This window comes from Streptomyces vastus, assembly GCF_039532825.1.
GTDB classification, from domain to species: Bacteria; Actinomycetota; Actinomycetes; order Streptomycetales; family Streptomycetaceae; genus Streptomyces; species Streptomyces vastus.
Genome location: NZ_BAAASJ010000026.1, coordinates 41,057 through 64,928 on the forward strand (window position 1 = coordinate 41,057; position 23,872 = coordinate 64,928).

Annotated in this window: 33 protein-coding genes and 2 pseudogenes; 20 read left to right on the top strand and 15 right to left on the bottom strand. The window is 69.3% G+C overall.

Annotation, left to right across the window (positions count from 1 at the left end; translation table 11 throughout):
- Window positions 1-91 precede the first annotated feature (91 nt).
- Window positions 92-349 carry a WhiB family transcriptional regulator gene (locus tag ABD357_RS11830; protein ID WP_016639615.1) on the bottom strand — a complete coding sequence of 86 codons (258 nt, stop codon included), beginning with the start codon at window positions 347-349 and terminating at the stop codon, window positions 92-94.
- A gap of 316 nt (window positions 350-665) precedes the next feature.
- Window positions 666-1,634 carry a diacylglycerol/lipid kinase family protein gene (locus ABD357_RS11835; protein ID WP_344389636.1) on the bottom strand — a complete coding sequence of 323 codons (969 nt, stop codon included), beginning with the start codon at window positions 1,632-1,634 and terminating at the stop codon, window positions 666-668.
- Between the two features lie 90 nt (window positions 1,635-1,724).
- Here ABD357_RS11835 and ABD357_RS11840 point away from each other — a divergent pair, with 90 nt between their 5' ends.
- A complete protein-coding gene (locus ABD357_RS11840; protein ID WP_344389638.1) occupies window positions 1,725-2,174 on the top strand; it encodes a hypothetical protein in 450 nt (149 codons plus the stop codon).
- A gap of 166 nt (window positions 2,175-2,340) precedes the next feature.
- On the opposite strand, the gene ABD357_RS11845 is transcribed toward ABD357_RS11840, so the two are convergent.
- The 3 genes from ABD357_RS11845 to ABD357_RS11855 form a co-directional block, all read right to left on the bottom strand.
- Window positions 2,341-3,420, bottom strand: a complete 1,080-nt coding sequence (locus ABD357_RS11845) for an RNA polymerase sigma factor SigF (protein WP_425584819.1) — start codon at window positions 3,418-3,420, stop codon at window positions 2,341-2,343.
- 17 nt (window positions 3,421-3,437) lie between these two features.
- Complete coding sequence (locus tag ABD357_RS11850) at window positions 3,438-3,851, bottom strand: ATP-binding protein (RefSeq protein ID WP_033320057.1); 414 nt, start codon at window positions 3,849-3,851, stop codon at window positions 3,438-3,440.
- Window positions 3,852-4,104: 253 nt separating this feature from the next.
- Window positions 4,105-4,365, bottom strand: a complete 261-nt coding sequence (locus tag ABD357_RS11855; RefSeq protein ID WP_344389643.1) for a UBP-type zinc finger domain-containing protein — start codon at window positions 4,363-4,365, stop codon at window positions 4,105-4,107.
- A 61-nt stretch (window positions 4,366-4,426) separates the two neighbouring features.
- Between ABD357_RS11855 and ABD357_RS11860 the strand changes: the two genes are divergently transcribed.
- Entirely contained in the window at window positions 4,427-6,025 is a 1,599-nt protein-coding gene (locus ABD357_RS11860) for a Na+/H+ antiporter (protein WP_344389645.1), read from the top strand.
- 13 nt (window positions 6,026-6,038) lie between these two features.
- Here the strand turns inward: ABD357_RS11860 and ABD357_RS11865 are convergent, their stop codons facing one another.
- The 3 genes from ABD357_RS11865 to ABD357_RS11875 all read right to left on the bottom strand — a co-directional run bounded on the left by ABD357_RS11865 (window position 6,039) and on the right by ABD357_RS11875 (window position 7,954).
- Window positions 6,039-6,947, bottom strand: coding sequence for a 1-aminocyclopropane-1-carboxylate deaminase/D-cysteine desulfhydrase (locus ABD357_RS11865; RefSeq protein ID WP_344389647.1), 909 nt, complete (start codon window positions 6,945-6,947; stop codon window positions 6,039-6,041).
- 11 nt (window positions 6,948-6,958) lie between these two features.
- A complete protein-coding gene (locus tag ABD357_RS11870; protein WP_344389649.1) occupies window positions 6,959-7,549 on the bottom strand; it encodes an N-acetylmuramoyl-L-alanine amidase in 591 nt (196 codons plus the stop codon).
- 171 nt (window positions 7,550-7,720) lie between these two features.
- The gene (locus ABD357_RS11875) at window positions 7,721-7,954 is read right to left on the bottom strand and encodes a hypothetical protein (RefSeq protein ID WP_344389650.1); all 234 of its coding nucleotides are present in this window, start codon (window positions 7,952-7,954) and stop codon (window positions 7,721-7,723) included.
- 242 nt (window positions 7,955-8,196) lie between these two features.
- On the opposite strand from ABD357_RS11875, the gene ABD357_RS11880 reads away from it, so the two are divergent.
- Window positions 8,197-8,808 carry a GNAT family N-acetyltransferase gene (locus tag ABD357_RS11880; protein ID WP_344389652.1) on the top strand — a complete coding sequence of 204 codons (612 nt, stop codon included), beginning with the start codon at window positions 8,197-8,199 and terminating at the stop codon, window positions 8,806-8,808.
- A 25-nt stretch (window positions 8,809-8,833) separates the two neighbouring features.
- On the opposite strand, the gene ABD357_RS11885 is transcribed toward ABD357_RS11880, so the two are convergent.
- Entirely contained in the window at window positions 8,834-9,067 is a 234-nt protein-coding gene (locus ABD357_RS11885; protein WP_344389654.1) for a hypothetical protein, read from the bottom strand.
- A 40-nt stretch (window positions 9,068-9,107) separates the two neighbouring features.
- Here ABD357_RS11885 and ABD357_RS11890 point away from each other — a divergent pair.
- From ABD357_RS11890 to ABD357_RS11910, 5 genes and pseudogenes are all read left to right on the top strand, one after another.
- A pseudogene (locus tag ABD357_RS11890) lies at window positions 9,108-9,446 on the top strand (dihydrofolate reductase family protein); the annotation flags it as partial.
- Between the two features lie 54 nt (window positions 9,447-9,500).
- Complete coding sequence (locus ABD357_RS11895; protein ID WP_344389655.1) at window positions 9,501-9,722, top strand: hypothetical protein; 222 nt, start codon at window positions 9,501-9,503, stop codon at window positions 9,720-9,722.
- Window positions 9,723-9,838: 116 nt separating this feature from the next.
- Complete coding sequence (locus ABD357_RS11900; protein ID WP_344389657.1) at window positions 9,839-10,252, top strand: YciI family protein; 414 nt, start codon at window positions 9,839-9,841, stop codon at window positions 10,250-10,252.
- 13 nt (window positions 10,253-10,265) lie between these two features.
- Complete coding sequence (locus tag ABD357_RS11905; protein ID WP_344389658.1) at window positions 10,266-11,498, top strand: RNA polymerase sigma factor; 1,233 nt, start codon at window positions 10,266-10,268, stop codon at window positions 11,496-11,498.
- A 10-nt stretch (window positions 11,499-11,508) separates the two neighbouring features.
- On the top strand, window positions 11,509-11,844 hold the full coding sequence (locus ABD357_RS11910) for a DUF952 domain-containing protein (RefSeq protein ID WP_344389659.1): 336 nt from the start codon (window positions 11,509-11,511) through the stop codon (window positions 11,842-11,844).
- A gap of 7 nt (window positions 11,845-11,851) precedes the next feature.
- Here the strand turns inward: ABD357_RS11910 and ABD357_RS11915 are convergent, their stop codons facing one another.
- Window positions 11,852-12,595, bottom strand: coding sequence for a VOC family protein (locus tag ABD357_RS11915; RefSeq protein ID WP_344389762.1), 744 nt, complete (start codon window positions 12,593-12,595; stop codon window positions 11,852-11,854).
- Between the two features lie 285 nt (window positions 12,596-12,880).
- Between ABD357_RS11915 and ABD357_RS11920 the strand changes: the two genes are divergently transcribed.
- The 10 genes from ABD357_RS11920 to ABD357_RS11965 all read left to right on the top strand — a co-directional run bounded on the left by ABD357_RS11920 (window position 12,881) and on the right by ABD357_RS11965 (window position 18,253).
- Window positions 12,881-13,267, top strand: coding sequence for a gas vesicle protein GvpO (locus tag ABD357_RS11920; protein WP_344389660.1), 387 nt, complete (start codon window positions 12,881-12,883; stop codon window positions 13,265-13,267).
- Window positions 13,268-13,412: 145 nt separating this feature from the next.
- Window positions 13,413-13,811, top strand: a complete 399-nt coding sequence (gene gvpJ / locus ABD357_RS11925; protein ID WP_344389662.1) for a gas vesicle protein GvpJ — start codon at window positions 13,413-13,415, stop codon at window positions 13,809-13,811.
- Between the two features lie 25 nt (window positions 13,812-13,836).
- Window positions 13,837-14,613, top strand: coding sequence for a GvpL/GvpF family gas vesicle protein (locus ABD357_RS11930; protein ID WP_344389664.1), 777 nt, complete (start codon window positions 13,837-13,839; stop codon window positions 14,611-14,613).
- 3 nt (window positions 14,614-14,616) lie between these two features.
- Window positions 14,617-14,868: a gas vesicle protein GvpG gene (locus ABD357_RS11935; RefSeq protein WP_344389666.1), complete on the top strand. Its 252-nt coding sequence runs from the start codon at window positions 14,617-14,619 to the stop codon at window positions 14,866-14,868.
- A 10-nt stretch (window positions 14,869-14,878) separates the two neighbouring features.
- Window positions 14,879-15,346, top strand: coding sequence for a gas vesicle protein (locus tag ABD357_RS11940; RefSeq protein ID WP_344389668.1), 468 nt, complete (start codon window positions 14,879-14,881; stop codon window positions 15,344-15,346).
- Window positions 15,343-16,371 carry a GvpL/GvpF family gas vesicle protein gene (locus tag ABD357_RS11945; RefSeq protein ID WP_344389670.1) on the top strand — a complete coding sequence of 343 codons (1,029 nt, stop codon included), beginning with the start codon at window positions 15,343-15,345 and terminating at the stop codon, window positions 16,369-16,371. Before ABD357_RS11940 ends, ABD357_RS11945 begins: the two co-directional genes overlap by 4 nt.
- Window positions 16,368-16,565, top strand: a complete 198-nt coding sequence (locus tag ABD357_RS11950) for a gas vesicle protein (RefSeq protein WP_344389672.1) — start codon at window positions 16,368-16,370, stop codon at window positions 16,563-16,565. Before ABD357_RS11945 ends, ABD357_RS11950 begins: the two co-directional genes overlap by 4 nt.
- Entirely contained in the window at window positions 16,525-16,884 is a 360-nt protein-coding gene (locus ABD357_RS11955) for a gas vesicle protein K (RefSeq protein WP_425584829.1), read from the top strand. Before ABD357_RS11950 ends, ABD357_RS11955 begins: the two co-directional genes overlap by 41 nt.
- A 139-nt stretch (window positions 16,885-17,023) precedes the next feature.
- Entirely contained in the window at window positions 17,024-17,533 is a 510-nt protein-coding gene (locus ABD357_RS11960; RefSeq protein WP_344389674.1) for a GNAT family N-acetyltransferase, read from the top strand.
- A gap of 9 nt (window positions 17,534-17,542) precedes the next feature.
- Window positions 17,543-18,253, top strand: a complete 711-nt coding sequence (locus ABD357_RS11965) for a maleylpyruvate isomerase family mycothiol-dependent enzyme (protein WP_344389676.1) — start codon at window positions 17,543-17,545, stop codon at window positions 18,251-18,253.
- Window positions 18,254-18,695: 442 nt separating this feature from the next.
- Here the strand turns inward: ABD357_RS11965 and sodN are convergent, their stop codons facing one another.
- On the bottom strand, window positions 18,696-19,091 hold the full coding sequence (gene sodN / locus ABD357_RS11970) for a superoxide dismutase, Ni (protein WP_189320739.1): 396 nt from the start codon (window positions 19,089-19,091) through the stop codon (window positions 18,696-18,698).
- A gap of 144 nt (window positions 19,092-19,235) precedes the next feature.
- On the opposite strand from sodN, the gene sodX reads away from it, so the two are divergent.
- Complete coding sequence (sodX, locus tag ABD357_RS11975; protein WP_344389678.1) at window positions 19,236-19,670, top strand: nickel-type superoxide dismutase maturation protease; 435 nt, start codon at window positions 19,236-19,238, stop codon at window positions 19,668-19,670.
- On the opposite strand, the gene ABD357_RS11980 is transcribed toward sodX, so the two are convergent.
- The gene (locus ABD357_RS11980) at window positions 19,574-20,203 is read right to left on the bottom strand and encodes a CGNR zinc finger domain-containing protein (protein WP_344389680.1); all 630 of its coding nucleotides are present in this window, start codon (window positions 20,201-20,203) and stop codon (window positions 19,574-19,576) included. The genes sodX and ABD357_RS11980 overlap by 97 nt on opposite strands.
- 95 nt (window positions 20,204-20,298) lie before the next feature.
- Here ABD357_RS11980 and ABD357_RS11985 point away from each other — a divergent pair.
- Window positions 20,299-20,948: pseudogene (locus tag ABD357_RS11985) on the top strand (class I SAM-dependent methyltransferase).
- A gap of 59 nt (window positions 20,949-21,007) precedes the next feature.
- On the opposite strand, the gene ABD357_RS11990 reads toward ABD357_RS11985, so the two are convergent.
- Genes ABD357_RS11990 through ABD357_RS12000 form a run of 3 tightly spaced genes read right to left on the bottom strand, consistent with a single transcriptional unit; the run spans window position 21,008 to window position 23,707 of the window.
- Entirely contained in the window at window positions 21,008-21,769 is a 762-nt protein-coding gene (locus tag ABD357_RS11990; RefSeq protein WP_344389681.1) for an amino acid ABC transporter ATP-binding protein, read from the bottom strand.
- Window positions 21,766-22,710 (bottom strand): amino acid ABC transporter permease, encoded by a 945-nt coding sequence (locus ABD357_RS11995; protein WP_344389682.1) that lies wholly within the window; start codon window positions 22,708-22,710, stop codon window positions 21,766-21,768. The genes ABD357_RS11990 and ABD357_RS11995 overlap by 4 nt, the downstream gene beginning before the upstream one ends.
- A 34-nt stretch (window positions 22,711-22,744) precedes the next feature.
- The gene (locus tag ABD357_RS12000; RefSeq protein WP_344389683.1) at window positions 22,745-23,707 is read right to left on the bottom strand and encodes an ABC transporter substrate-binding protein; all 963 of its coding nucleotides are present in this window, start codon (window positions 23,705-23,707) and stop codon (window positions 22,745-22,747) included.
- Window positions 23,708-23,872: the final 165 nt, after the last annotated feature.

The window sequence follows — 23,872 nt, forward strand, 5'->3', positions numbered from 1 at the left end:
ATTGGCGGGTACTGCGCGCTGCGGCTCGGGAGGCGGGAGATGCGTACTCGCCGTACGCGCCGCCAAGCTCAGGCTGTTGCGGGGCGGGTTGTCAGGCGGAGGCCTGACGGGCCCGGTTGCGGGCGGCGCGGCGCTTCATGGCGCGGCGCTCGTCCTCGCTGAGACCACCCCAGACGCCGGAGTCCTGGCCGGACTCGAGCGCCCACTGCAGGCACTGCTCCATGACGGGGCAGCGGCGGCAGACGGCCTTGGCTTCCTCGATCTGCAGCAGCGCAGGACCGGTGTTGCCGATGGGGAAGAAGAGCTCGGGGTCTTCCTCGCGGCAAACGGCGTTGTGACGCCAGTCCATGGCTGCTACCTCTCCTTGGTATTACATGCAAGTGCTTGTGAATGTGAACGCTTTCACGAATCCCTCAACAAGTGAAGGGCCGACCGCCAGGCGGACTGGCGTGGTCCTTGATGTGAGGAGGGGTTCTGGCTCTCTGTGGGGCCGATTTTGCGGGCCGTCCCGAGCGCCACGTAGAGACTCGCAAACCTCAGCGGCGGATACAACCCCTTCTGGAAAGTTTTTTTTGATTCCTCGGTGTCGACTAGGTCACAGCCGTACTTCCATGGGGTGGACCCTGGCCTAAACGTTCGAGTGAAAGGACTTTAGCCTCTTCTGCTCACACAATCACACGCAGTGCACGGCGAACGCCTGTGAACGTCACGCTCGTACGCAGTCCCAGATGGTCGCCGTCCATCTGAAGGGGGAGTGGCACCTTCGAATGCAAGGTGAAGTCCGTCAGATCGTGCAAGGAGAAGGCGTGCTTGCCATGGGGGCCCCGCTCGGGGGACGAAGTGAGCAACTGCGTGGCATATCGGGCGACGGCTGCCGTGGACATCCGGCTGAGACCCAATACGTCGAGGCCGGTTTCGAACGAGGCCTTAGGTGATGCATACACCGGGCGATTGCCCAGATACGTCCAAGGCGAGGTGTTGCAGACAATGGACATCACCAGATCGGTCACCGGATCCTCACCGGCTCTCTCCATGGTGATCACGCCGTGTCGGCGACGGGGCTCGTCCAGGAACTGGCGTACCGCCTGGCGCAGATAGAGGGCGTGTGTGGAGCGCTTGCCGCGCTCTCGCTGCTGCTCGACCCGGCCTATCACGCCCGCGTCGAAGCCGAAGCCCGCGCAGAACGTGAACCAGCGGGAGGGGACCGCCTCGTCCTCGGTGCCCGGAGTGCCGGCCGCGATACCGAGGCCGACCGTGCGTTCCCGGTCCTCGCGCAGCGCGTCGAGCAGGGCGCCCGTGGCCTCGACCGGCTCGTTGGGCAGGCCCAGGGCGCGGGCGAAGACGTTGGTGGAGCCGCCGGGGACCACGGCGAGGCGGGGCAGGCGGTCGGGGTCGGGGCCGTGGTGCAGCAGGCCGTTCACGACCTCGTTGACCGTGCCGTCGCCGCCGAGGGCCACGATCAGTTCGATGTCCTTGCTTTCCGCCGCCTGCCGGCCGAGGTCCTTGGCGTGCCCGCGGTACTCGGTGGTGACCGCCTCGAGTTTCATCTCGCTCGCCAGGGCGTGGATCAAGACGTCACGCGTGCGTGCGCTGGTGGTAGTAGCTGCCGGATTGACCACGAGAAGTGCACGCATGCGATGCAGCGTACCTACCTGGGGGTAGTCGGCCCATACCGAGGGGGGATCAGCCGCTGAGGGAAGGGAGCCGAGGGCTACCCTTCAGGGGTGAGCTCTGCGAAGACCCCCACCCCGGACGCACCCGAGACGGGCCCCCGCCCCAGGCGGCTGACCGCCGCGGCGGCGCTGGCCGCACTTGAGGGCCTCGCCCTGGTCGCGGCGGGCGCCTACATCCTGGTGATGGGGCTGGCCGGTGACCCGGACGACCGGCAGCAGGCCGTCACGGGCGGGGTCACGCTCGTCGTGCTCGCGCTGCTGCCGCTGCTGGCCGCGCGCGGGCTGCTCAGGCAGCGCAGCTGGAGCCGGGGGCCCGCGATCATCACGCAGATCATGGCGCTGCCGGTGGCCTGGACTCTTCTCCAGGCCGACAGCCTGGCCATCCCGGGCGGTATCGCCCTGGCCGTCGTCGCGGTCGCGGCGCTGGTGCTCCTGCTGAACCCGGAGACGACCCGGGCCCTCGGGATCCGCGGACCCGGGAACATGCAGGACCAGAAGTAACCGGCGCATTCAAGCTCGTACGAGATCAGGCTCGTATCGCCCTTACTGAGCGGACTTGCCGAAGTCCGGTGAGCCATCGCGCCCCTTCAGGGGCGCGGGGAACTGCGCGCCCAGCCACGACGGACCCGCAGATGCCGACCCGCCTGACCAGCGGAGCGCTTGGCGCCTACTCCTCGACGAGCAGCTTCTCCCGCAGCTGGGCCAGTGTCCTGGCCAGGAGGCGGGAGACGTGCATCTGGGAGATGCCGACCTCCTGGGCGATCTGCGACTGGGTCATGTTGGCGAAGAAGCGCAGCAGCAGGATCCGCTTCTCGCGCGGCGGCAGATCCTCCAGGAGCGGCTTCAGGGACTCGCGGTACTCGACGCCCTCCAGAGCCTCGTCCTCGGCGCCGAGGGTGTCGGCGACCGCCGGGGACTCGTCGTCCGTGTCGGGGACGTCCAGCGAGAGCGTGGAGTACGCGTTGGCCGACTCCAGGCCCTCCAGGACCTCCTCCTCCGAGATGGCCAGCTTCTCGGCCAGCTCGTGCACGGTGGGGGAGCGGCCGTGCTGCTGCGAGAGCTCCGCGGTGGCCGTGGTGAGCGCCAGCCGCAGCTCCTGGAGCCGGCGCGGGACGCGCACCGCCCAGCCCTTGTCGCGGAAGTGCCGCTTGATCTCGCCGACCACCGTCGGCGTCGCGTACGTGGAGAACTCGACGCCGCGCTCCGGGTCGAAGCGGTCGACCGACTTGATCAGGCCGATGGTGGCGACCTGCGTGAGGTCGTCCAGCGGCTCGCCGCGGTTGCGGAAGCGGCGCGCGAGATGCTCGACGAGCGGGAGATGCATCCGGACCAGTTGGTTGCGCAGCTCCGCGTACTCCGGGCTGCCGTCCGGCAGCTTGCGCAGCTCGACGAACTTGGCCCGCGCCCCGCTGCGGTCCTGGGGGTCGTGCCGTACGTGCTGTACGCCCGAGGCGCCCTCGGTGCCGTTGCCCGAGTGTCGCTCGTGCTGCTCGTGCTGCTCGCTCATAGTCCCGCCCGTCACCCGCAGCCGCCCTTCCGGGGGCGCTCCCCCAGACTCCGTCCCGGGAGATCCCCCTGGAACCCCGATCAGAGGCGCCCCGGCCGCCGAGGAGTCGTCCTCCGGATGCGGCCGGGCCTGCTGCTCGGGGATGCCGTCGACACCCTCCGCCGCCATGCGTAGGGGCCCGCTCAGGCCGCCGCCGCCCTCAGCGGGAAGTTCTCGTGTGCCGCGCTCTTCGTCCCGCACCGGCCCGTCCCCGTTCCTCACGCCGGCCCGGGTCCCGCGCCGCGCTGTTTGTAGAGGCTGATCGAAACGGTCTTGTCGTCGGCGACCGAGGAGGACACCTTGCCCGCGAGGGCCGACAGCACGGTCCAGGCGAACGTGTCCCGCGAAGGGGCATGGCCGTCGGTGGTCGGGGCCGAGACCGTCACCTCCAGCGAGTCGTCGATCAGGCGGAAGACACAACTGAGCACCGAGCCGGGCACGGCCTGCTGCAGCAGGATCGCGCAGGCCTCGTCGACCGCGATGCGCAGGTCCTCGATCTCGTCGAGGGTGAAGTCCAAACGCGCCGCGAGGCCGGCCGTGGCCGTACGCAGCACCGACAGGTAGGCACCCGCAGCCGGCAGCCGGACTTCCACGAAGTCCTGGGTCGCGGGCTCGCCTGCGATCTGGGACACCCTCACCTCCAAGGTGGTACAAGCTCTTTCGGGGGGCCGAGGGTCGCCCCTCGGGGTAACGCGCTACGTGGTTCAGCGGTGACGCTACCGCGCTCTCAGGTTTTCTGTCCCCGGGACCCCAACCCCGCTGTTGTCACTCATAGTAAACATAGTTATACGCACAGTGGCTAGGGGGTCTGCGGGCCCAATTGGGAAGAGCGTGCGCCGGGTTGACGTACCCAGGCGTCAGACCGTCGAATCTTACGGATCCGGGTCACGCGATGACGTGGTCGACGAAGCACCATCGCCAGCTCTCACCGGGCTCGAGTGAGCGCATCATCGGGTGTCCTGTCTCCTTGTGGTGCTCTGTCGCGTGCCGCATCGGCGACGTGTCGCAGCAGCCTACGTGACCGCAGTCCAGGCACAGCCGGAGCTGCACCGGGTGCGTGCCCGCGGCACGGCACTCGACGCAGGTCTCGCTGAGCGGTCCGGGTTCCGGACGCGGCAGCGACGCGGTGTGCGTGCACTGTTTCATGATTGCCAGGTTACGACGGGCGCGGCGAAAACAGCCCAGGAACGAAGGCGGACCGAAACCGATGCATGTGATGCCCCTGCTCCTGCTGATCGCGGGCAGTGCCGCGGTCGCCGGTGCTGCCCGTCGCACCCCGGTCCCCCCGCCCCTGCTGCTCGTCACGGTGGGCCTGGCCGTCTCGTACGTCCCCTGGGTGCCCGAGTACGCCCTCGACCCCGACGTGGTGCTGCCGCTGCTGCTGCCCCCGCTGCTGTACACGGCGGCCACGGACAGCTCGTATCTCGATCTTCGGGCGCACATACGGCCCGTCGCGCTGCTGTCGGTGGGGTACGTGCTGTTCGCGACACTCGTCGTCGGCTGGGCCGCGTATCTGATCGTGCCCGACTTGCCGCTCACGGCCGCCCTGGTGCTCGGTGCGGTGGTGGCGCCGCCGGACGCGGTGGCGGCGACGGCGGTCGCCCGCCGGGTCGGGCTGCCCTCGCGGCTCACCACGATCCTGCAGGGCGAGTCCCTGGTGAACGACGCGACCGCGATCACCGCCTTCAAGGTGGCGCTCGCCGCCGCCGTCGGGGAGGGCGCGACCTGGGCGGGGGGTATTGGAGAGTTCCTGCTCGCGGCGCTCGGCGGCATCGGGATCGGGCTTCTTCTGATGGTGCCGATCCACTGGCTGCGTACTCACCTGAAGGAGGCGCTGCTGCAGAACAGTCTCTCCTTGCTGATCCCCTTCTTCGCGTACGCGGTCGCCGAGCAGGTGCACGCCTCCGGAGTGCTCGCCGTGGTCGTCGTCGCCCTCTATCTAGGGCACCGGTCCTGGCAGGTCGATTTCGCCACCCGGCTCCAGGAGGAGGCGGTGTGGAAGATGGTCGCGTTCATCCTGGAGTCGGCGGTGTTCGCGCTGATCGGTCTGCAACTGCCGATCGTTCTGAAGGGGCTTGGGGAGTACGAGGGTGCCAGGGCCGTCTGGTACGCGGTAGCCGTCTTCCTGGTGGTCGTCGCTGCCCGCTTCGTGTGGGTGTATCCCGCGACGTTCCTGCCGCGCATGCTGTCCCGCCGGATCCGGGAGCGGGAGGAGGACCCCACCTGGAAGGGGCCGTTCATCGTCGGCTGGGCCGGGATGCGGGGTGTCGTCTCGCTCGCCATCGCGTTCTCGATCCCGCTGACGATGCACGGCGGCGAGGAGTTTCCCGGCCGGAATCTCATCCTCTTCCTGACCTTCACGACGGTCATCGGGACGCTGGTCGTGCAGGGGCTCTCGCTGCCCCCGCTGATCAGCATGCTGAAGCTGCCCGGGCGCGACGCACAGGCGGAGACGCTCGCGGAGGCGAACGCCCAGGCGCAGGCCTCCCGGGCCGCCGATCGGCGCCTGGACGAACTCCTCGCGGACGAACGCAACGCCCTGCCGCTCCCGCTCGCCGAGCGCCTCCGCTCGGTTCTGGAGCGGCGCCGCAACGCCGTGTGGGAGCGGCTCGGCTCGGTGAACCCGGTGACCGGGGAGACCGTGGACGACACCTATCGCCGCCTGTCGCGCGAGATGATCGGCGCCGAGCGGGAGGTGTTCGTGAAGCTGCGCGACGCTCGCTACATCGACGACGAGATGCTGCGGACGCTGCTGCGGCGGCTTGACCTTGAGGAGGCGGCTGCCTACCGGGAGTCGGCGAGCTGAGGGCGGTGGCCGGTTACGGGGTGAACGGCGCCCCCGTGATCACGGCCGCGAGGGTCGTCCCGCGCGGGAAGGCCCCTTCCTCCGTGAGCATCAGAATCCCGTACAGCATCTTCGCGACATAGAGGCGCTCGACGGGCAGGCCGTGGCGCTGCTCGAAGTCGGCGGCGAAGGCGTCGAGTCCGGGGCTGGTGCGGGCGTAACCGCCGCAGTGGAAGCGGTCGTCGAGGGACCAGTCGCCGCGCGGCCCGCCGAAGGCCCGGTGCTGGAGGGTGCGTATCTCCGCGTCGAGGAAGCCGCCTTTGAGGACGGGGATGCCCAGGACGCGCTGACCGCGGCCGAGTCCCGCGGCCAGGCCCGCGAGTGTGCCGCCCGTGCCGCAGGCGAGCGCGATGACGTCGGCGTGGCCGCGCAGCTCCTCGCCGAGGGCCGTACAGCCGTGTACAGCAAGGGAGTTGCTGCCGCCCTCGGGGACCACGTACGCGTCCTCGGCGCCCGCCCCCCGGAGGATGGCGGCCAGCGTTTCCGGCTCGGTCTTGTGACGGTAAGTCGATCTGTCGATGAAGTGCAGCCGCATGCCGTCGGCCGCGCACCGGGCGAGGGAGGGGTTCAAGGGGCGTTCGGCCAGCTCCTGGCCGCGGATCACACCAAGGGTGGGCAGGCCCAGGAGGCGGCCGGCGGCGGCGGTCGCGCGCAGGTGGTTCGAGTAGGCGCCGCCGAAGGTGAGGACCGCACGGCCCGCCGCGGCGCTCAGGTTCGGGGCCAGCTTGCGCCACTTGTTGCCCACCAGGTCCGGGTGGATCAGGTCGTCCCGCTTGAGCAGCAGCCGTATGCCGTGCCGCGCGAAGCGCTCGTCCACGACGTCCCGCAGCGGCGACGGCAGCCGCGGCCGCAGATTGGCGGGGTCGAGCGCTTCGGGGGTCACTGGGGTGCTCGTCAGTTCAGGCGGTCGCGGATGCGTGCGCGCATGGAGGCCATGGTGAAGCCGCGGGGGTCGACCTTGCCCGGCTGCCATTCGAGGTGGCCGATCACCGAGCGTTCATTCCAGCGATGGTGACGGCAGACCGCCGCCGCGGCCCGCTCGATCGCCTCCAGCTGGGCCGCGGGCCAGGGGTCCTCGCCGTCGCCGAGATTCTCGCACTCGAAGCCGTAGAAATGGCGGTTGCCGTCGGTGTTCGCCTCGTTGTCCCGCGGTAGGCCCCTCTCGGCGATGACCGCGCGCAGTACGTCGTCGTCGCCGAGCCCGGCGTGGTTGGCGCGGCCGTAGCCGACGAGGTGGACTCGGCCGTCCTTGGTGATGACGCCGTGGCACAGCGGTCCTGGCAGGCTGCTGTAGCCGTCGCGGCAGATCTCGACCGTCCGCCTGCTGCCCCGGGTCACCGTGTGGTGGATCATCACGCCGTGGACCGGGCCCCAGGGGCCCTTGTGATTGCGGTTGTGATGTTCCCAGTCGCCTACTTCGACGACGGTGCAGCCTTCGTCCCGCAGTCGCTCCAGGAATCTGCCCGCGGACATGGGTGAGGCCATGACCGCCTCCTTACATGGGGGGCGCGACGGCCACCCATCGCGACCGCCTCGTACCGCCGCTTTTACCCGGAACTCCACGTCGGGGACCACTTGTTCGCACGGCGTACGAGCCTATTCGGTCAGCTTGACCGCCGCTCGACGGTCCCTGGCCGGCGGTACGGGCGGTTTGCGTCAGGAGCGCAGTACTCCGTCGCCGTGCGTCGCGATGTGGCTCTCCAGGGCCTGGAGGGCGCGCTGCGTCGCGTCGGGGGAGCCGGTGCCGTGCCGCTCGGCGTAGTAGGCCGCGCCGAGACTCTTGAGCAGATCGCCGCCCGCCCGCTGGGCCTGCACTTCATCGATCTTCTGCTTGCCCTGTGTGAGGCCGCGCTGTGCTTGTTCCTTGGCGCGGTCCAGGAAGCCTGCCATTGCTGTCTCCTCGTCGTTCGTCCGTCGCTGGTCCAACGCCCGGCCCGATCTTGGTGTTCCCGGCCGGAAATGTCCGTGAACACGGTCGGCGGAGGCCCGGCCGGCAAGTCGTACGATGTGCCCCTTTATCGAAGATCCAACCCTGCTGATTCCAGTGACCCGTTCGAGTGAGGGCGTCGATACGGTTCACATAGGCTGCAACTGCCGAGTGGCGACGGGCAGTTGAGGCGGAGGTACAGGTCATGGGCGTGGCGATTCGCAGAGCCGGGGAAGGCGATCGGGAGGCTGTTACGCGGCTCCTGGACGACGCTTTTCAGAACGACCCGGTGAGCAGCTGGGTCTTCCCCGACGCGGAGGACCGCCGTCGTAGGCATCCCCTGTTGATGGGAGCCTTCCTCGGCATCGTGCTGGAAGAGGGCTACGTGGATGTCACCGAGGACGGCTCGGCCTGTGCGCTGTGGCTGCCGGTGCCCGCTGAGGCTCACGAGGAGGGGGAGGACGAAGACGGGGAGGAGGCCGGGAAGGTGCGCGAGGCCGTCGATCCGGACAACGAACGGATCGACCAGATCGGCCAGTTGACGGCCCAGGTGCACCCGGCGGGCACGGCCCACGAGTACCTGTGGATGATCGGCGTGGCTCCGGGGCGGCAGAACGAGGGCCTTGGTACGGCGCTCATCCAGCACGTACTCGACCGATGCGACCGCGAGCACCTGGGGGCGTACCTCGAGGCGAGCAGCGACCGCAGCCGCGCCCTGTACGAACGCCTCGGCTTCACGTTCATGGGCCGCACGGTCGACCTGCCCGACGGTCCGCACATGTGGCCCATGTGGCGCGATCCGGCCCCGCGCTCCTGACGGATCACGCCCGGAACGTCCACCCTCAGGGCTGCTCGGACCCGGCGTCGGACGCCGGCACGATCCGTTCCACCAGGCCGTCCGGCACGCTCACTCCGGGGAGTACGCCCTCCAGTACTCCCGGCAGTGTCAGGTGCTCCACGATCAGACCGAGCATGGCGAGATACAGCACCGTCACGATCTCGTCGCCGCCGGGGAGCCCGGCCTCGGCATCCACCGCGCGGAACGTCAGCCCGCGCGCCCCCTCGCGCGCCAGCACCTCCACACCGGCGTCGACCAGGGCGCTCCGGGTTCCTCACCATCCGGAAGCCTCCTCGACCCACGGCCGCCGGGCAACGGGCATCGACGACCTGGAGAACAAGAAGTTCGACACGATCATCCAGGGCGCCGGTCCAGCAACGACCTGGCCCTGGCGATCGGTGTCACCAGCCCTCGGGATCTACCTCTGCGGCGGCTCGAAGATCGCGGGCGAGCTGATCGACGAGGTGGACGAACTCGTCATCAAGACGTATCCGCTGGTCCTCGGCTCTGGTATGCCGATGTTCGGCTCCGCCTTCGCGCTCACCGAGTTCACGCTCGACACGGTGCGCACCTTCAAGAACGGCGTCCTCGTGCGGACGTACCAGCGCAAGAGCTGACACGGGCACGTCGCTCATCTGTCGGCCCGGGCCATCCCGCAATATCCTGGGGACATGGCCAGTGATGAGTACGTCTGTCCCGTTTGCGGCCACCCCGTCGAGCAGGTCGTGCGCCGGCACAAGACCCTGGGCGTGTTCGTGCCCCTGTGGCGTCCCGGCCCGTGCAAGAACCCCGAGTGCCATGCGTACGAGGCGGTGGAAGAGGCCCAGTCGGGGCCCGTCCTCACGACGGAGTCCGCACCGGCGGTCGACAGGGCCAAGGAGCGGGACTCCTGACGCTCCTCCCGCGAGCCTGAAAAACTTCCGCGAGCGTGTAGAGAAGCGCGGGCCGGCTCCGACGTCCCCTGTGAGAACCGCCCACCACGGGCGGCCCGAGCCGAAGGAGCCGAATCATGAAGTACCTGGTGATGGTGCAGGGCACGCAGGCGGACTATGAGGCCCAGGCGGGCAGGCCCACCGCCGGTGCCCCGGTCTGGAGCAAGGAGGACATTCAGGCCATGTACGCGCACATGGGGGCGATCAACAACGACCTCGCCGAGACCGGTGAGTTCATCGACGCCCAGGGGCTCGTCGAGCCGGCCCGGACACGCCTGGTCGGCAAGGGCCCGGACGGCAAGCCCGTGATCACCGACGGGCCGTACGGCGAGACCAAGGAAGTGATCGCCGGCTACTGGCTCCTGGAGTGCGCGAGCCTGGAGCGGGTCACGGAGATCGCCGAGCGCGTCATCCAGTGCCCCGTCCCCGAGGGCGCGAACGAATACCCCGTCGTCATCCGGCCGCTCTTCGACGGCGGAGGCGATTGTTGAGCAGGGGAGACGTTTGAGACGTACGACCGAGACCGAGGACCTGCTGCGCCTGCACGCGCCGCAGGTCCTCGGCGCGCTCGTCCGCCGGTACGGGCACTTCGACGCCGCCGAGGACGCCGTACAGGAGGCGCTGCTGGCCGCGGCCGGGCAGTGGCCGGAGTCGGGGGTGCCGGACAACCCGCGGGGCTGGCTGATCAAGGTCGCCTCGCGGCGGCTCACGGACGCGCTGCGCAGTGATCAGGCGCGGCGGCTGCGGGAGGAGAAGGCGGCGGCGCTCACCCCGCGCGACGCCTTCACCGCACCGCCGCCCGGGCCCGAGCGCGCGCCCTCCGAGGACGACACGCTGACCCTGCTTTTCCTCTGCTGTCACCCGGATCTGCCGCCGCCCGCCCAGATCGCACTGACGCTGCGGGCCGTCGGCGGTCTGACGACGGCCGAGATCGCCCGCGCACATCTGGTGCCCGAGACGACGATGGCGCAGCGGATCAGCCGCGCCAAGCAGAAGGTGAAGGGCACGCGTTTCGGCCGCCCCGAGAACTGGGAGGAGCGGCTGCCCGCGGTCCTGCACGTCCTGTACCTGATCTTCAACGAGGGATACACGGCCACATCCGGGGCGGCGCTCCAGCGGGCCGAACTCGCGGGCGAGGCCATCCGGCTGGCCCGTACGGTGCACCGCCTGCTGCCCGGCGACTGCGAGGTCACCGGCCTGCTCGCCCTGATGCTCCTCACCGACGCGCGTCGCACCGCGCGCACCGGGCCGCACGGCGAACTGATCCCCCTCGACGAGCAGGACCGCGGGCTGTGGGACAAGGCGGCGATCGAGGAGGGCGTGGCCCTGGTGACCCGGGCGCTGTCCCAACGCCGCCCGGGGCCCTACCAGTTGAGAGCCGCGATCGCCGCAGTCCACGACGAGGCGGACTCGCCCGACAGCACCGACTGGCCCGAGATCCTCGGCCTCTACGACATCCTTGTCCACCTTGTCCCCAGCCCTGTCGAACGCCTCAACCGTGCCGTGGCCGTCGCCATGGTCCACGGACCGATGGCCGGCCTGGACGAACTGGCTTCCTTGGAAGGCGAGTTGGCATCAGGCCATCGTCTGGACGCGGTCCGCGCCCATCTCCTGGAGCGCGCCGGTGACCCGGCCGCCGCCCGCGCCGCCTACGAGTCGGCCGCCGCCAAGACCCTGAGCCTCCCCGAACAGCGCTACCTCCAGGCGCGTGCGGCCCGCCTCGGGGACATCACTTAGCGTGTCGCTCATGCCTGAGCTTCTGCACATCACCGAACGCTCCCTCTGGGACGCGGTCCGCGAGACCGGCACGTACGAGATGTCGACGCGTGGCCGCACCCTCCAGGAGGAGGGCTTCATCCACTGCTCGACCCGCGCCCAACTCCCGCGCACAGCCGCTTTCTTGTACGGCTCGTACGAGGGCCCGGACGATCTTGTGGTCCTGGTCATCGATCCTGAACGGCTCGACGCGCCGGTGAAGTACGAGGCTCCGGAGCCGGGCGGCGAGGAGTTCCCGCACATCTACGGGCCGATATCGGCAGCCGCGGTGATCGCGGTGGAGGTCTGGGATGCGGGCGTGAGCTGAGGAGCGCCTACGCGAGCAGACGTCCCGTCGAGGGGTCCCGTGCGGTCAAGCAGTACGTGCCGCCCGCCGGGTCGCGCATCACCGTCCAACGGGCGCCGCGGTTCACGAACGTGGCGCCCAACTGCTCGTGCCAGGTGCGGGTCGCCTCGGTGTCCGAACAGGACAGGTCGAGGTGGGCGGAGGTGGGGCGCTCCTCGTCGAGACGCTGGAGGAGGATGCGCACGGGGAGGCCGGGCGACTCGACGATGTGGAACTCCGGGCGGGAGCCCGGGTGCGCGTCCCAGCCGGTGAGCGCGGGCCAGAAGACGAGGTCACGGTCGTACGCCGAAGGAGCCAGGTCGACGCATACCTGGTCGAGGCGGCTCATCGAGCCGTCGGGGCCCTCGGCCGCCGCCGGCCGGGCCGACTCGCCGTGCCAGGGCACCACGCAGAACAACTGGCCGCCGGGGGAGCGGAGTACGGCCCAGCCCGGGTGGTCGGAAACCATCTCAGCCCCGAGCCGCAACGCCGACTCCACCAGCGCGGGAACGTCTTCGGGACACAGGTCCAGATGTGCGCCTCCGCCGCCCGAGGCGACGCCTTGCGCTTTTACGCAGGCATCCCCATCGCCCGGAAGCAAGGTCACGAACTCGCCCTGCTCGCCCCTGGGCGGGGACAGGCGTGTCCTGGTGACCGCCGTCCAGAAGTCACAGGCCCGGCCGAAGGCTTCGGCGGGGCGGTCGACGAAGGCATACGTCCAGCGGATGGTCATCGGGCGATCGTAGGTCAGGGCGCCCGCCGTCCTCACGAGCTGCCGTCGCCGTGAGCCGCCGTCCCCGTGAGTCATTGGCAAGGTTCCTGGCCGGAGGGAGAGACGGAGCGAGAAGACGGTGCCGCGGGCGACCTCCAGGTCGATCCCGTCGAGGACCACATGCTCGCCGTATGCCTTGCGCAGTCCGCTCACCGCGGTCGCGGAGGGCGGTGTGCTGTTCGACTCTCACAGGATCTTCGGCGGATTCTCTCCCCACATGGGCGGCGGAGTTGGCACGGTAGGGGCATGACAAGCACCGCATCGGACGACCCGGACGCACCGAAGACCCCCACGACGAAGCGCGCCACGAAAAGCGCTACGACCGGCGCCACGACAGGGGGCTCAGCAGACGACACGGCAGGGGGTTCCGGCCGCGTGACGGCCGCTCAGGCCATGCGTGGCGCGGCGGTTCAGCTCGCCGAACTGCTCGGCAACAACCCGGATTCCGTCTCCGCCCTCCGGCCGACACAGGACGGCTGGACGGCCGACGTGGAGGTCGCGGAGCTGATACGGGTCCCCGACACCATGACCGTCATGGCCACCTACCGGGTCACGCTGGACGTGCGGGGCCAACTCCTCGGCTACGAACGGGTGCGCCGCTACGCCCGCGGCCAACTCGACCGGGAACGTTGAGCCGAAGATCGGTCGCCGCTTCAACTTCCGCTTCCGACGGCGGTTTTCGGTCTCCCCCGTGAACACGGCCGCTGTGCTCCCCGTACGTACCAGTGGAACGGCCCCGTGCGGAGCACAGTGAAGGGAACCCGAACCCGTGACCGTCATGACCACAGCAAGCGGAACGCAACCCGTTGCCGCCTCCAGTTCCAGCGGTTCGGGGACCGCCGGGCTCTACGACATTCTCGAACTCATCCTGGACCGCGGGCTCGTCATCGACGTGTTCGTCCGTGTCTCGATCGTCGGCATCGAACTCATCAAGATCGACATACGCATCGTCATCGCCAGCGTGGACACGTATCTGCGCTTCGCCGAAGCCTGCAACCGGCTCGACCTGGAGGCGGGCCGCAAGGCGCCCGCCCGGCTCACCGACATCGTCGGCGACATGGTCGAGAGCGGGGCCAGGGGCACGACCGGCGGCGCGATCAGCGGAGCCGTCGACGGCGTCGTCGACGCGGTCGGCGACTTCTTCGGCGGCGACGACGACGAGGAGAAGAAGCGGTGAGCAAGGAGGAGAAGGAGGGAGAGCGGTGAGCGACGTCCCTACGAACCCGCCGCCGTCGGCCGCAGCCTCGGAGCCGGCGCCGGACTCACCCCTGTACATCTACGCCATCACCGGCTCCGACCATCCCCTGCGGCTCGACGGCTTACGCACCGTCGGCGGCGTCGGCGGCTCCCTGAGCGCGGTGGTGCGCGGCGGGCTCGCCGCCGTCGTCAGCCTCGCACCCCCCGAACTGCGCCCCAAGCGCCGTGACCTCACCGCCCACCAGGAGCTGCAGGAACGGCTGATGGCGGACGGGGCGGTCCTGCCCATGCGGTTCGGGATGCTCGCTCCCGACAGTGCGACCGTCGGAAGGGCCCTGGAGGAGAAGAGCGAGGAGTACGAGCGCAGACTCGCCGAACTGCACGGCACCACCGAGTTCAACCTCAAGGCCGCACGAGCCCAGGACGACCTGCTGCGCGAAGTGCTGAGCGAATCCGAGGAGGCCCGCCGTCTCAACGCGCTCACCCGGGACGGCAACGGCACCCACGAGGATCGCGTAGCCCTCGGCGAGCTGCTGGCCAGGCAGGTCGACGCGCGGCAGCGGCTGCTGGCCGAACAGGTCGTGCAGCAGCTGTCCTCGCTGGCCCGCGCCAGGGTCGAGGGCGCCCCGGCGAAGGACGACTTCCTCAACGTCTCGTTCCTCGTCGCACGCGCCCAGGCCCATGAGTTCACCGAAGCGGGACAGCGGCTGGCGCGCGACTTCGGCGAGGGCTACGACTTCCGGCTGCGCGGCCCCTTGCCCCCGTACAGTTTCGCGGCCTGACCGATGGGCCTGCTGACCGGCATCCTCACCCTCCCGCTTGCGCCCCTGCGCACCACCATCTGGGTCGCCGAGCAGATACAGGACGCCGCCGAAGCGGAGTACTACGACCCGGCCCCCGTTCAGCAGGCCCTCACCGAACTGGAACGGGCCCTGCTGGACGGGCGGATCGACGAGGACGAGTACGACCGCCGCGAGGACGAACTGCTGGACCGACTCGACGAGATCACCGCTTGGAGACGAGCCTCCCGACCATGACGCAACGACCATGACGCAACCGGTAGCAGGCGCACTCGGCGGATCGCCCCGCCTTCCGTCCCCGTACGACCAGGGGCCGGGCGGCCAGGGCGCCAACCTCGCCGACATCCTTGAACGGGTCCTCGACAAGGGCGTGGTGATCGCGGGCGACATCCGGATCAACCTGCTCGACATCGAGCTGCTCACCATCAAGCTGCGGCTCATCGTCGCCTCCGTCGACAAGGCGAAGGAGATGGGCATCGACTGGTGGGAACACGACCCCACCCTCTCCTCCCGGGCGAGTTCCAGCACCGCGGACCGGCCCGTCGCCGAGCAGCGGGACGCGTCGCTCGCGGAGCAGCCGGACCGGCGGTCACTTGTTGAGGCGGAGGGTGCGGCTGAGGCTGCGGATCCCGTCCGGTCGCTCGCCGAGGAGAACGAACGCCTGCGCGCGGAGATCGCCGCGCTGCGGTCCGCCGACAGGAGCCCCGCCTCATGACCCACACCGACATGGCCACCGACACCGACGTGAAGACCGACTTCGGCACCGACATCAAGACCGATGTCAGAGCCGACAGCGACACCGAGACCAACGTCGACGTGACGACTGGCCTCGACACCGACGTCAGGGACCTCGAGGACCTCAAGGACGTCAAGGCTGACGTCGACGAGGACGTCAAGACCGACATCGTCTACGCCTACGCCGTGCTGCGCCGCACCCCGGAGGCCGCCCGTGCGGTCGCGGACCTGCGCGGGGTCGCCGGCGAGCGCATCCGTCTGCTGGAGTTCGGGGACGACGCACCGGACGGCGCCTCGGGCGGCCCGCCGGGCGACGCACCGGACCGCCCCCCGGCGCTCGCCGCGGTCGTCGGCCCCGTCCCCGCCGCGGACTTCGACGAAGCGTCCCTCAAGGCCGGACTGGAGGACCTGGACTGGCTGGAAGCCACGGCCCGGGCCCACCACGCCGTGGTCGCCGCGCTCACCGGGCGCGGCATCGCCGTGCTGCCGCTGCGCCTGGTCACCGTCTACCGCGACGAGGACCGCGTACGGCAGACCCTGGAGGCACGCCGCGACGACTTCCTGCCCCTGCTGGACCGCGTCACGGGCCACGTGGAACTCGGCGTCAAGATCTACGCGGCTCCCGACACCGAGTCACCCGACCCCGAGCCGGCCAAGGGCAAGGGCCTGGGCGTAGGCCGCGCCTATCTGGCCGGGCGCCGCCGCCGAAAGCGCTCGACCGAGGACGCCTGGCAGGCGGCCACCGACACGGCCGCCCGCCTCAGGGAACTCGCCGGCACCCTCGCCGTCGACCGCGTGGCCTTCCGCCCACAACGCGGCGAACTCGCAGGGCAGGTGCCCGGCCCAAACGTCAGTAACGACGCCTACCTCGTCCCCGAAGACCACGTCGAGGACTTCCGCACCCGCGTCCTGGCAGCGGCCGAGGGCCTCCCCGGCGTCCATGTGGAAGTGACGGGACCCTGGGCCCCGTACTCCTTCTCCCTCCCGGCGGAGCCCGTCTCGTGACCGTCGCCGCCCCCCACGCCGACCGTCCGGTCGCCCTGATCGACCTCCTCGACCGCCTGCTCCAGGGCGGCGTCGTCATCACGGGCGACCTGGTCCTGTCCATCGCCGACGTCGACCTCGTACGCATCGACCTGCGTGCCGTCATCGCTCCGGTTGCCGCCGCTGCCGTCGACGCCGTCACCCAGCCCTTGTGAGGCCGCCATGCCCCCGCCCCCACCTCCGGACACCCGCGCCGCCGCCCACCGCCTGTCCACCGACCCGGACACCGTCGAACGCGACCTGGTCAAACTCGTCCTGACCGTCGTCGAACTCCTCCGCCAGCTCATGGAACGCCAGGCCCTCCACCGAGTCGACAAAAACGACCTCACGGAGGACCAGGAAGAGCGCGTCGGCCTGACCCTGATGCTCCTCCACGACCGCATGCAGGACCTCTGCGCCCGCTACGACCTGCGGCTGGAGGACCTCAACCTGGACTTGGGCCCACTGGGGACGTTGCTGCCACCGGCCGACTGAAGGCGCCGGCACCCGACAGAAACTGACATCGCTTCGGCGGGTCATTCCCCAAGACCAAGCCCGGTCAGTTCACTTCACGCCGTTGGAAGGCGCGGAATTGCATGGACACGGTTCGGCACAGTGACCGATGATCTCCGGCATGATCCGTGCCGCCACAGTGAACGACGTCGCGGAGATCCGCGCGATGATCCGCGAACTAGCCGAGTACGAACGGGCTGTTGAGCAGGCCCGTGCGACCGAGGAGCAGCTCCGCGAGGGACTGTTCGGAGAACTTCCGGCTGCGTTCGCACTGATCGCCGAGGACGACGAGACGGGCAAGGCAGTTGGCTATGCCCTGTGGTTCCCCCGTTTCTCGACCTGGACCGGCACGCGCGGCATGCACCTGGAGGACCTCTACGTACGTCCGCACGCCCGAGGTGGCGGACACGGCAAGGCTCTGCTCGCCTCCCTGGCCGCGATCTGCGAGCGACACGGCTACGAGCGCTTCGAGTGGTGGGTGCTGGCCTGGAACGAACCGACGATCGACTTCTACAAGTCGCTCGGCGTGGAGTTCCTGGACGAGTGGACCGTATGCCGACTGAGCGGTGAACCCCTCCAGGACCTCGCTGCCCAGGCCCCGGCTGTCCGCAACCAGCGCCCGGCCCTGTAGGGCGGGAGCATGCAACCTCCTGTCGCGGCAGTGATCGAAGCCCACGGGACGCTGGAAAGGCTCCTCGCTGGACTGGACGACCAGCAGGTCGCCGAGGCATCCGCCCTTCCTGGATGGTCACGCGGCCATGTCCTGGCGCATCTCACCGACAACGCGAAGATGTTCGCCCGTCTCGCGGAGCATGCCCTGCGCGGTGACCCCGTGGCGGGCTACGACGGCGGGGTGGACGAGCGCAACGCGATCATCGAGGCCACGGCGGGTCGCAGCGCCGCCGAGCACCGAGCGGAACTCGCCACGCACACGGCCGCGCTGGAGGCAGTCTGGGCACGCGCCGACGACGCGGACTGGAGCCGGCCCGTCACTTTCCGAAACGCGGACCTCGCCGCCACGGTATTCGCGCGCTGGCGCGAGACATGGATCCACATGGTCGACCTGGAACTCGGTGTGCGGTCCGACGACTGGCCCGAGGACCTGGCCGCACACGCCATCGACTTCCTCCGGGGCCGCCTTCCGGCAGGCACACGCCTCCGCGCCGAGGACGTGCGTCGACAATGGTCCGTCGGCGATGGGCAGACGGGCACGGTGGTCACCGGACGGGTGCGCGACCTGGCGGCCTGGCTGGCCGGACGTACGCCCGCGATCTCACCGGTGGCGGCGGAGGGGCTGCCCGCTCTCGGGCCCTGGCCGCCCCACCCGCCGCAGCGACTCGACCGTGTGTGACGTCTTCGGCAAATCCGTCGCCGCGTTCTCCGCGGTGCCCGGGCTCCGCTTCAAGATGTGGCTCTCCGATCCGGACACCAACCGGTGGGGAGCCGTTCTGTTGTGGGAGTCGGACGAGGCGTCCCGGCAGGCACTGCCAAGTCGGGCGCTCGAACTCATCGGCTACCCCCCCGGCGGTCGCGCACGGCTTCGACGTCCACGACCGAGAGATCGCGGGCGTAGTCCGTGTTGCCGAGCGGAGGCCACGACCGAGGGCCGATACGAAACAGAACAACTCGCCCTTCAAGGGCTGGCCTTCGCCGAGATCGCCGACGCCTGTGTCCGGACGCAAAAGACCGCACCCGATCCATCACGGCCGCCGTGCTGGGCGCCCCGAGGACCGGGTGCGGAAAGAGAGACGCTGCGACCAACGTAATCGCAGGTCAGAGAGCATGATCGAAGATCAGGCCTTCTTGGTCTCCCAGAAGATCTTGTCGACCTGGGCGATGTAGTCGAGGGCCTTCTGGCCGGTCGCCGGGTCCGTGGAACCCTTGGCGGCGGAGAGGGACTTCAGGGTGTCGTTGATCAGCTGGTGGAGCTCCGGGTACTTCTCGAAGTGCGGCGGCTTGAAGTAGTCGCTCCACAGCACCGAGACGTGGTGCTTGGCGAGCTCGGCGCGCTGCTCCTTGATGGTCGTCGCCCGGGCCTGGAAGTGAGGGTCGTCGTTGCCGGCCATCTTTTCCTGGATGGCCTTCACCGACTCCGCCTCGATGCGGGCCTGGGCCGGGTCGTACACACCGCAGGGCAGGTCGCAGTGTGCGCTGACCTTGACCTTGGGGGCAAACAGGCGGGAGAGCATTGAGCTGTCCTTCCTCGTGATCGTCTTCTCAGGTGGGACATTACTCCGTGCTGGACGGGATTTCGCGAGTGCCCCCATGGGCTTAGGACAAAAGTCCGGGGTCAGACTGAGACTGTGGAGGATCGGACCGGGGAGGTGCCGGGGATGCCGGAGCTGTCGCAGGAGACCGAGCGCGGGAGGGCTGTCCTGCCTTTCGGGGTGGCCGAAGTGACCGGGCCGTCCATGGTGCCCACGCTGTATCACGGGGACCAGCTCGTGGTGCAGTACGGGGCGCGCATCAGGCCCGGTGACGTGGTCGTTCTGCGTCACCCGTTCCAGCAGGACCTGCTGGTCGTCAAGCGTGCCGTGGAGCGGCGCGAGGGCGGCTGGTGGGTGCTCGGGGACAACACGTACGCGGGCGGGGACAGCACGGACTACGGGACCGTGCCCGAGGAATTCGTCCTCGGGAAGGCGTGGTTCCGGTACCGGCCCCTGAAGGAGGGTCAGCGTTCGCCGCTCGCGGTCGCGCGCTGGGCGCTCTCGGCCGCGCGGCCGGTGTTCCCCGACCGGTCGGCCTCCAGGCGCTTGCGGGCGCGGTAGGCGGCGACGTTGGCGCGGGTCGCGCAGCGGTCCGAGCAGTAGCGCCGGGAACGGTTCGTCGAGGTGTCGAGGTAGGCGTTGCGGCACGGGGCTGCCTCGCACAGGCCGAGGCGGTCCACGCCGTACTCGGTGAGGTGGAAGGCCAGACCCATCGCGGCGATCGCGGCATAGCCGGCGGTCGCGTTCGAGGGATGGTCCGCCAGGTGCATGTGCCAAAGCGGGCGGCCGTCGTCGTCCCGGAAGTCGTGCCCGGAGATCTGCGGGCTGACCGGGAACTCCAGGAGCAGTGAGTTCAGCAGGTCCACGGCGAGCGTCTCGTCGCCGGTGTCCGCCGCCTCGAAGACCGCCCGCAGCCGCGCCCGTACGCCCCGGAAGCGGGTGACGTCCGCGTCCGTGGCCCGGCGGGCCGCCGACGCATTGACCCCGAAGAGGTCGCGGACGGCCTTGACCGAGGTGAGCGAGTCCTTGCCCCGGGCCGGTTCCTCGGTGTTGACGAGACGTACGGCGTAGTCCGAGTAATAGGCCAGTTCCACTTGTAGTCCTTACGAGGGCGCTCTATGGTCGTGCTGCGAGCGAGTAATGGCTGACTGTGATTCCAGGGTATTACTCCTGGAGGGGAGGGGCGTCCATGACCACCGTGACCGGAGCCGACTGGAGCGCATGGCAAGCGAGCTGGGACCGGCAGCAGGAGTGGTACCTCCCGGATCGTGAGGAACGCTTCCGGGTCATGCTCGACATGGTCGGGGCCCTGGTGGGCCCCGCACCGCGCGTACTCGACCTGGCATGCGGTACGGGAAGTATCACGGCCCGGCTCTTCGAAAGGTTCCCGGAGGCCGTCAGCACCGGGGTCGACCTCGACCCCGCGCTCCTGGCCATCGCCGAGGGCACCTTCACTGGCTGCACCTGGAACCCCTCGCGGCCCTCTACGGTCAGGTCGCGGAACTCGTCCGCGACGGCGGTGTGTTCATGAACGCGGACCACATGATCGACGAGTCCACCCCGCAGATCAATGCGGCGGAGCGCGCGCAGCGGCACGACCGCATGAACCGCGCCAAGGAGGCCGGCGTACTCGGCTGGACCGAATGGTGGCAGCTCGCCGCCCAGGAGCCGGTCCTCGCCGAGCCGACCGCCCGCCGTTTCGAGATCTACGGCGAGCACGCTGACGGCGACACCCCGTCCGCCGAGTGGCACGCGCGCGTGCTGCGCGAGAAGGGCTTCGCCGAGGCCCGGGCCGTGTGGCGTTCACCGTCGGACGCGCTGGTCCTCGCGCTCAAGTGACGACGGCATGAGGAAGGGGTGGTACGGAAAACCCGTACCACCCCTTCTCGTTCGTACCCTCAGAGAACCTTGGACAGGAACGACTTCGTCCGCTCATGCTGCGGATCCGTCAGTACGTCGCGGGGGTGGCCCGACTCGACGACCACGCCGCCGTCCATGAACACCAGGCTGTCGCCGACCTCGCGGGCGAAGCCCATCTCGTGGGTGACGACGATCATGGTCATGCCGGACTCGGCGAGGTCACGCATGACGTCGAGGACGTCGCCGACCAGCTCCGGGTCGAGGGCCGAGGTCGGCTCGTCGAAGAGCATCAGCTTCGGCTCCATGGCCAGCGCACGGGCGATCGCCACGCGCTGCTGCTGGCCGCCGGAGAGCTGCGAGGGGTAGGACCCGGCCTTGTCGGCCAGGCCGACGCGGTCGAGCAACTCGCCGGCGCGCTCCCGCGCCTGGGCCTTGCTGACGCCCTTGACCTGGACCGGGGCCTCGATGATGTTCTCGAGGGCCGTCATGTGCGGGAACAGGTTGAAACGCTGGAAGACCATGCCGATGTCCCGGCGCTTCAGGGCGACCTCGTTGTCCCTGAGCTCGTACAGCTTGTCGCCCTTCTGGCGATAGCCGACGAGCTCTCCGTCGACGTACAGACGGCCGGCGTTGATCTTCTCGAGGTGGTTGATGCACCTGAGGAACGTCGACTTGCCGGAACCGGAGGGGCCGATGAGGCAGAAGACCTCGCCGGACTGCACTTCCAGGTCGATGCCCTTGAGGACCTCGACGAGCCCGAAGGACTTGTGAACGCCTTCGGCCTTCACCATGGCGGTCATGCGGCACCTCCTGCCGACGGACGGTTCGACAGGGACAGCATGTTCGCCTTGATCTTCTGGAACGGCGTGTCCGGGAGCGTGCGGCTGGAACCGCGGGAGTAGTACCGCTCCAGGTAGTACTGGCCGACGCTGAAGACCGAGGTCAGCACCAGATACCAGGCCGCGGCGAGGAACAGCATCTCGGCCGGGGCGCCGGAGGTCTGGCCGATGTCCTGGGCGACGCGGAGCAGCTCCGAGTACTGGACCACGGACACCAGCGAGGTCGTCTTCAGCATGTTGATGACCTCGTTGCCCGTGGGCGGCACGATCACGCGCATCGCCTGCGGCACGACGATCCGTCGCAGCGTCTTGCCGTGGCTCATGCCCAGCGCGTGCGAGGCCTCGGTCTGTCCCTCGTCGACCGAGAGCAGACCGGCACGGCAGATCTCCGCCATGTAGGCCGCCTCGTTGAGGCCGAGGCCCAGCAGCGCCGTCAGGAACGGGGTCATGAACTGCGACCACTCGTCCTTGTAGATCGGCCCGAGGTTAATGGTCTCGAAGACCAGGCCCAGGTTGAACCAGACGATGAGCTGGACCAGGACCGGGGTACCGCGGAAGAACCAGATGTAGAACCACGCGACGGACGAGGTGACCGGGTTCTTCGACAGGCGCATCACCGCCAGCAGGATGCCGCCGACGACGCCGATCAGCATGCACAGCACCGTGAGCAGGAGCGTGTTGCCCACGCCGCTGAGAATGCGGTCGTTGAAGAAGTAGTCCGGGATCGCGCCCCAGTTGATCCTGCCCTGGGAGAACGCGTAGACGACCCCGCCCAGCAGAGCGAGAGCGATGACGGCGGAGACGTACCGCCCATAGTGACGGACCGGGATGGCCTTGATGGCCTCCGGGCCGGCCGGCGGGGTGTCCGCCGGCCCGTCCGTCTTGTCGATGTCAACAGTCACGGGTGTTGCCTTTCAGTGCCCGCCGGCCGTGCGGTCACTTGCCGCCGTTGATGGTGGCTTCCTTGACAGCGCCGTCCTCGACGCCCCACTTCTTGATGATCTTGTCGTACTCGCCGTTCGCGATGACCGCGTCCAGAGCCGCCTTCAGCGCGTCCCGGAGCTGGGTCTGGTCCTTGGCGACCGCGATGCCGTACGGCGCCGCCTCGACCTGCTCGCCGACCAGCTGGAAGTCGTTGCCGCCGCCGGAGGTCTTCACCGCGTACGCGGCGACCGGGAAGTCGGAGGAGCCGGCGTCGGCGCCGCCCGCGCGCAGGCGGGTCTGGGCCTGCTGGTCGTTGTCGAAGGCCTCGATGGTGATCGTCTTGCCGCCGGTGCACTTCTTCGCCTCGGCCTTGGCGAGGTCCTCGGAGACCGTGCCGCGCTGCAGCACGATCTTCTTGCCGCACAGGTCGGACCAGGTCTTGATGCCCTGGTCGTCGCCTTTCTTGGTGTAGATCGAGACACCGGCGGTGAAGTAGTCGACGAAGTCGACGCCCTCGCCGACCTTCTTGCCGGTCTCGGAGTCGACGCCCTCCTGGCGGTCCTTGGTGTCGGTCATCGCGGACATGGCGATGTCGTACCGGTCGGAGCGCAGACCCGTGATCAGCGTGTCGAAGGTGCCGTTCTCGAACTCGAACTTCACGCCGAGCTGCTTGCCCATCGCGGCCGCGAGGTCGGGGTCGATGCCGACCGTCTTGCCGGAGCTGTCCTTGAACTCGACCGGCGCGTACGCGATGTCGGAACCGACCTTGACGACGCCCGCGTCACGGATCTCCTTCGGCAGCTTGTCGGCCAGCGGGGCCGCACTCGCCGAAGGAGTGTCGGTGCTGTCCGAGCTGCTGCTCTCGGTCTGGTCACCGCAGCCCGTGAGCAGCAGGGCGCCGGCGACCGCGATCGCACCGACCGCGGCTATCCGGGAGTGCGCGGCGGTCGTACGACGGGTGGAGCTTGCGGTCATGGTGTTCCTCCGGCGGAAGGGTGGAGTGCCGATGGGTCGACGAGAACACACACCTTTGTGGGTGTCGCGACCTCGTGTGATGACGGCAATCTTGCCATTCGGACGGATGCCCTCAGGGCGCCCGCCATGTCAAAATCGGATAACGGGTGACCCCCGAACCGTGCC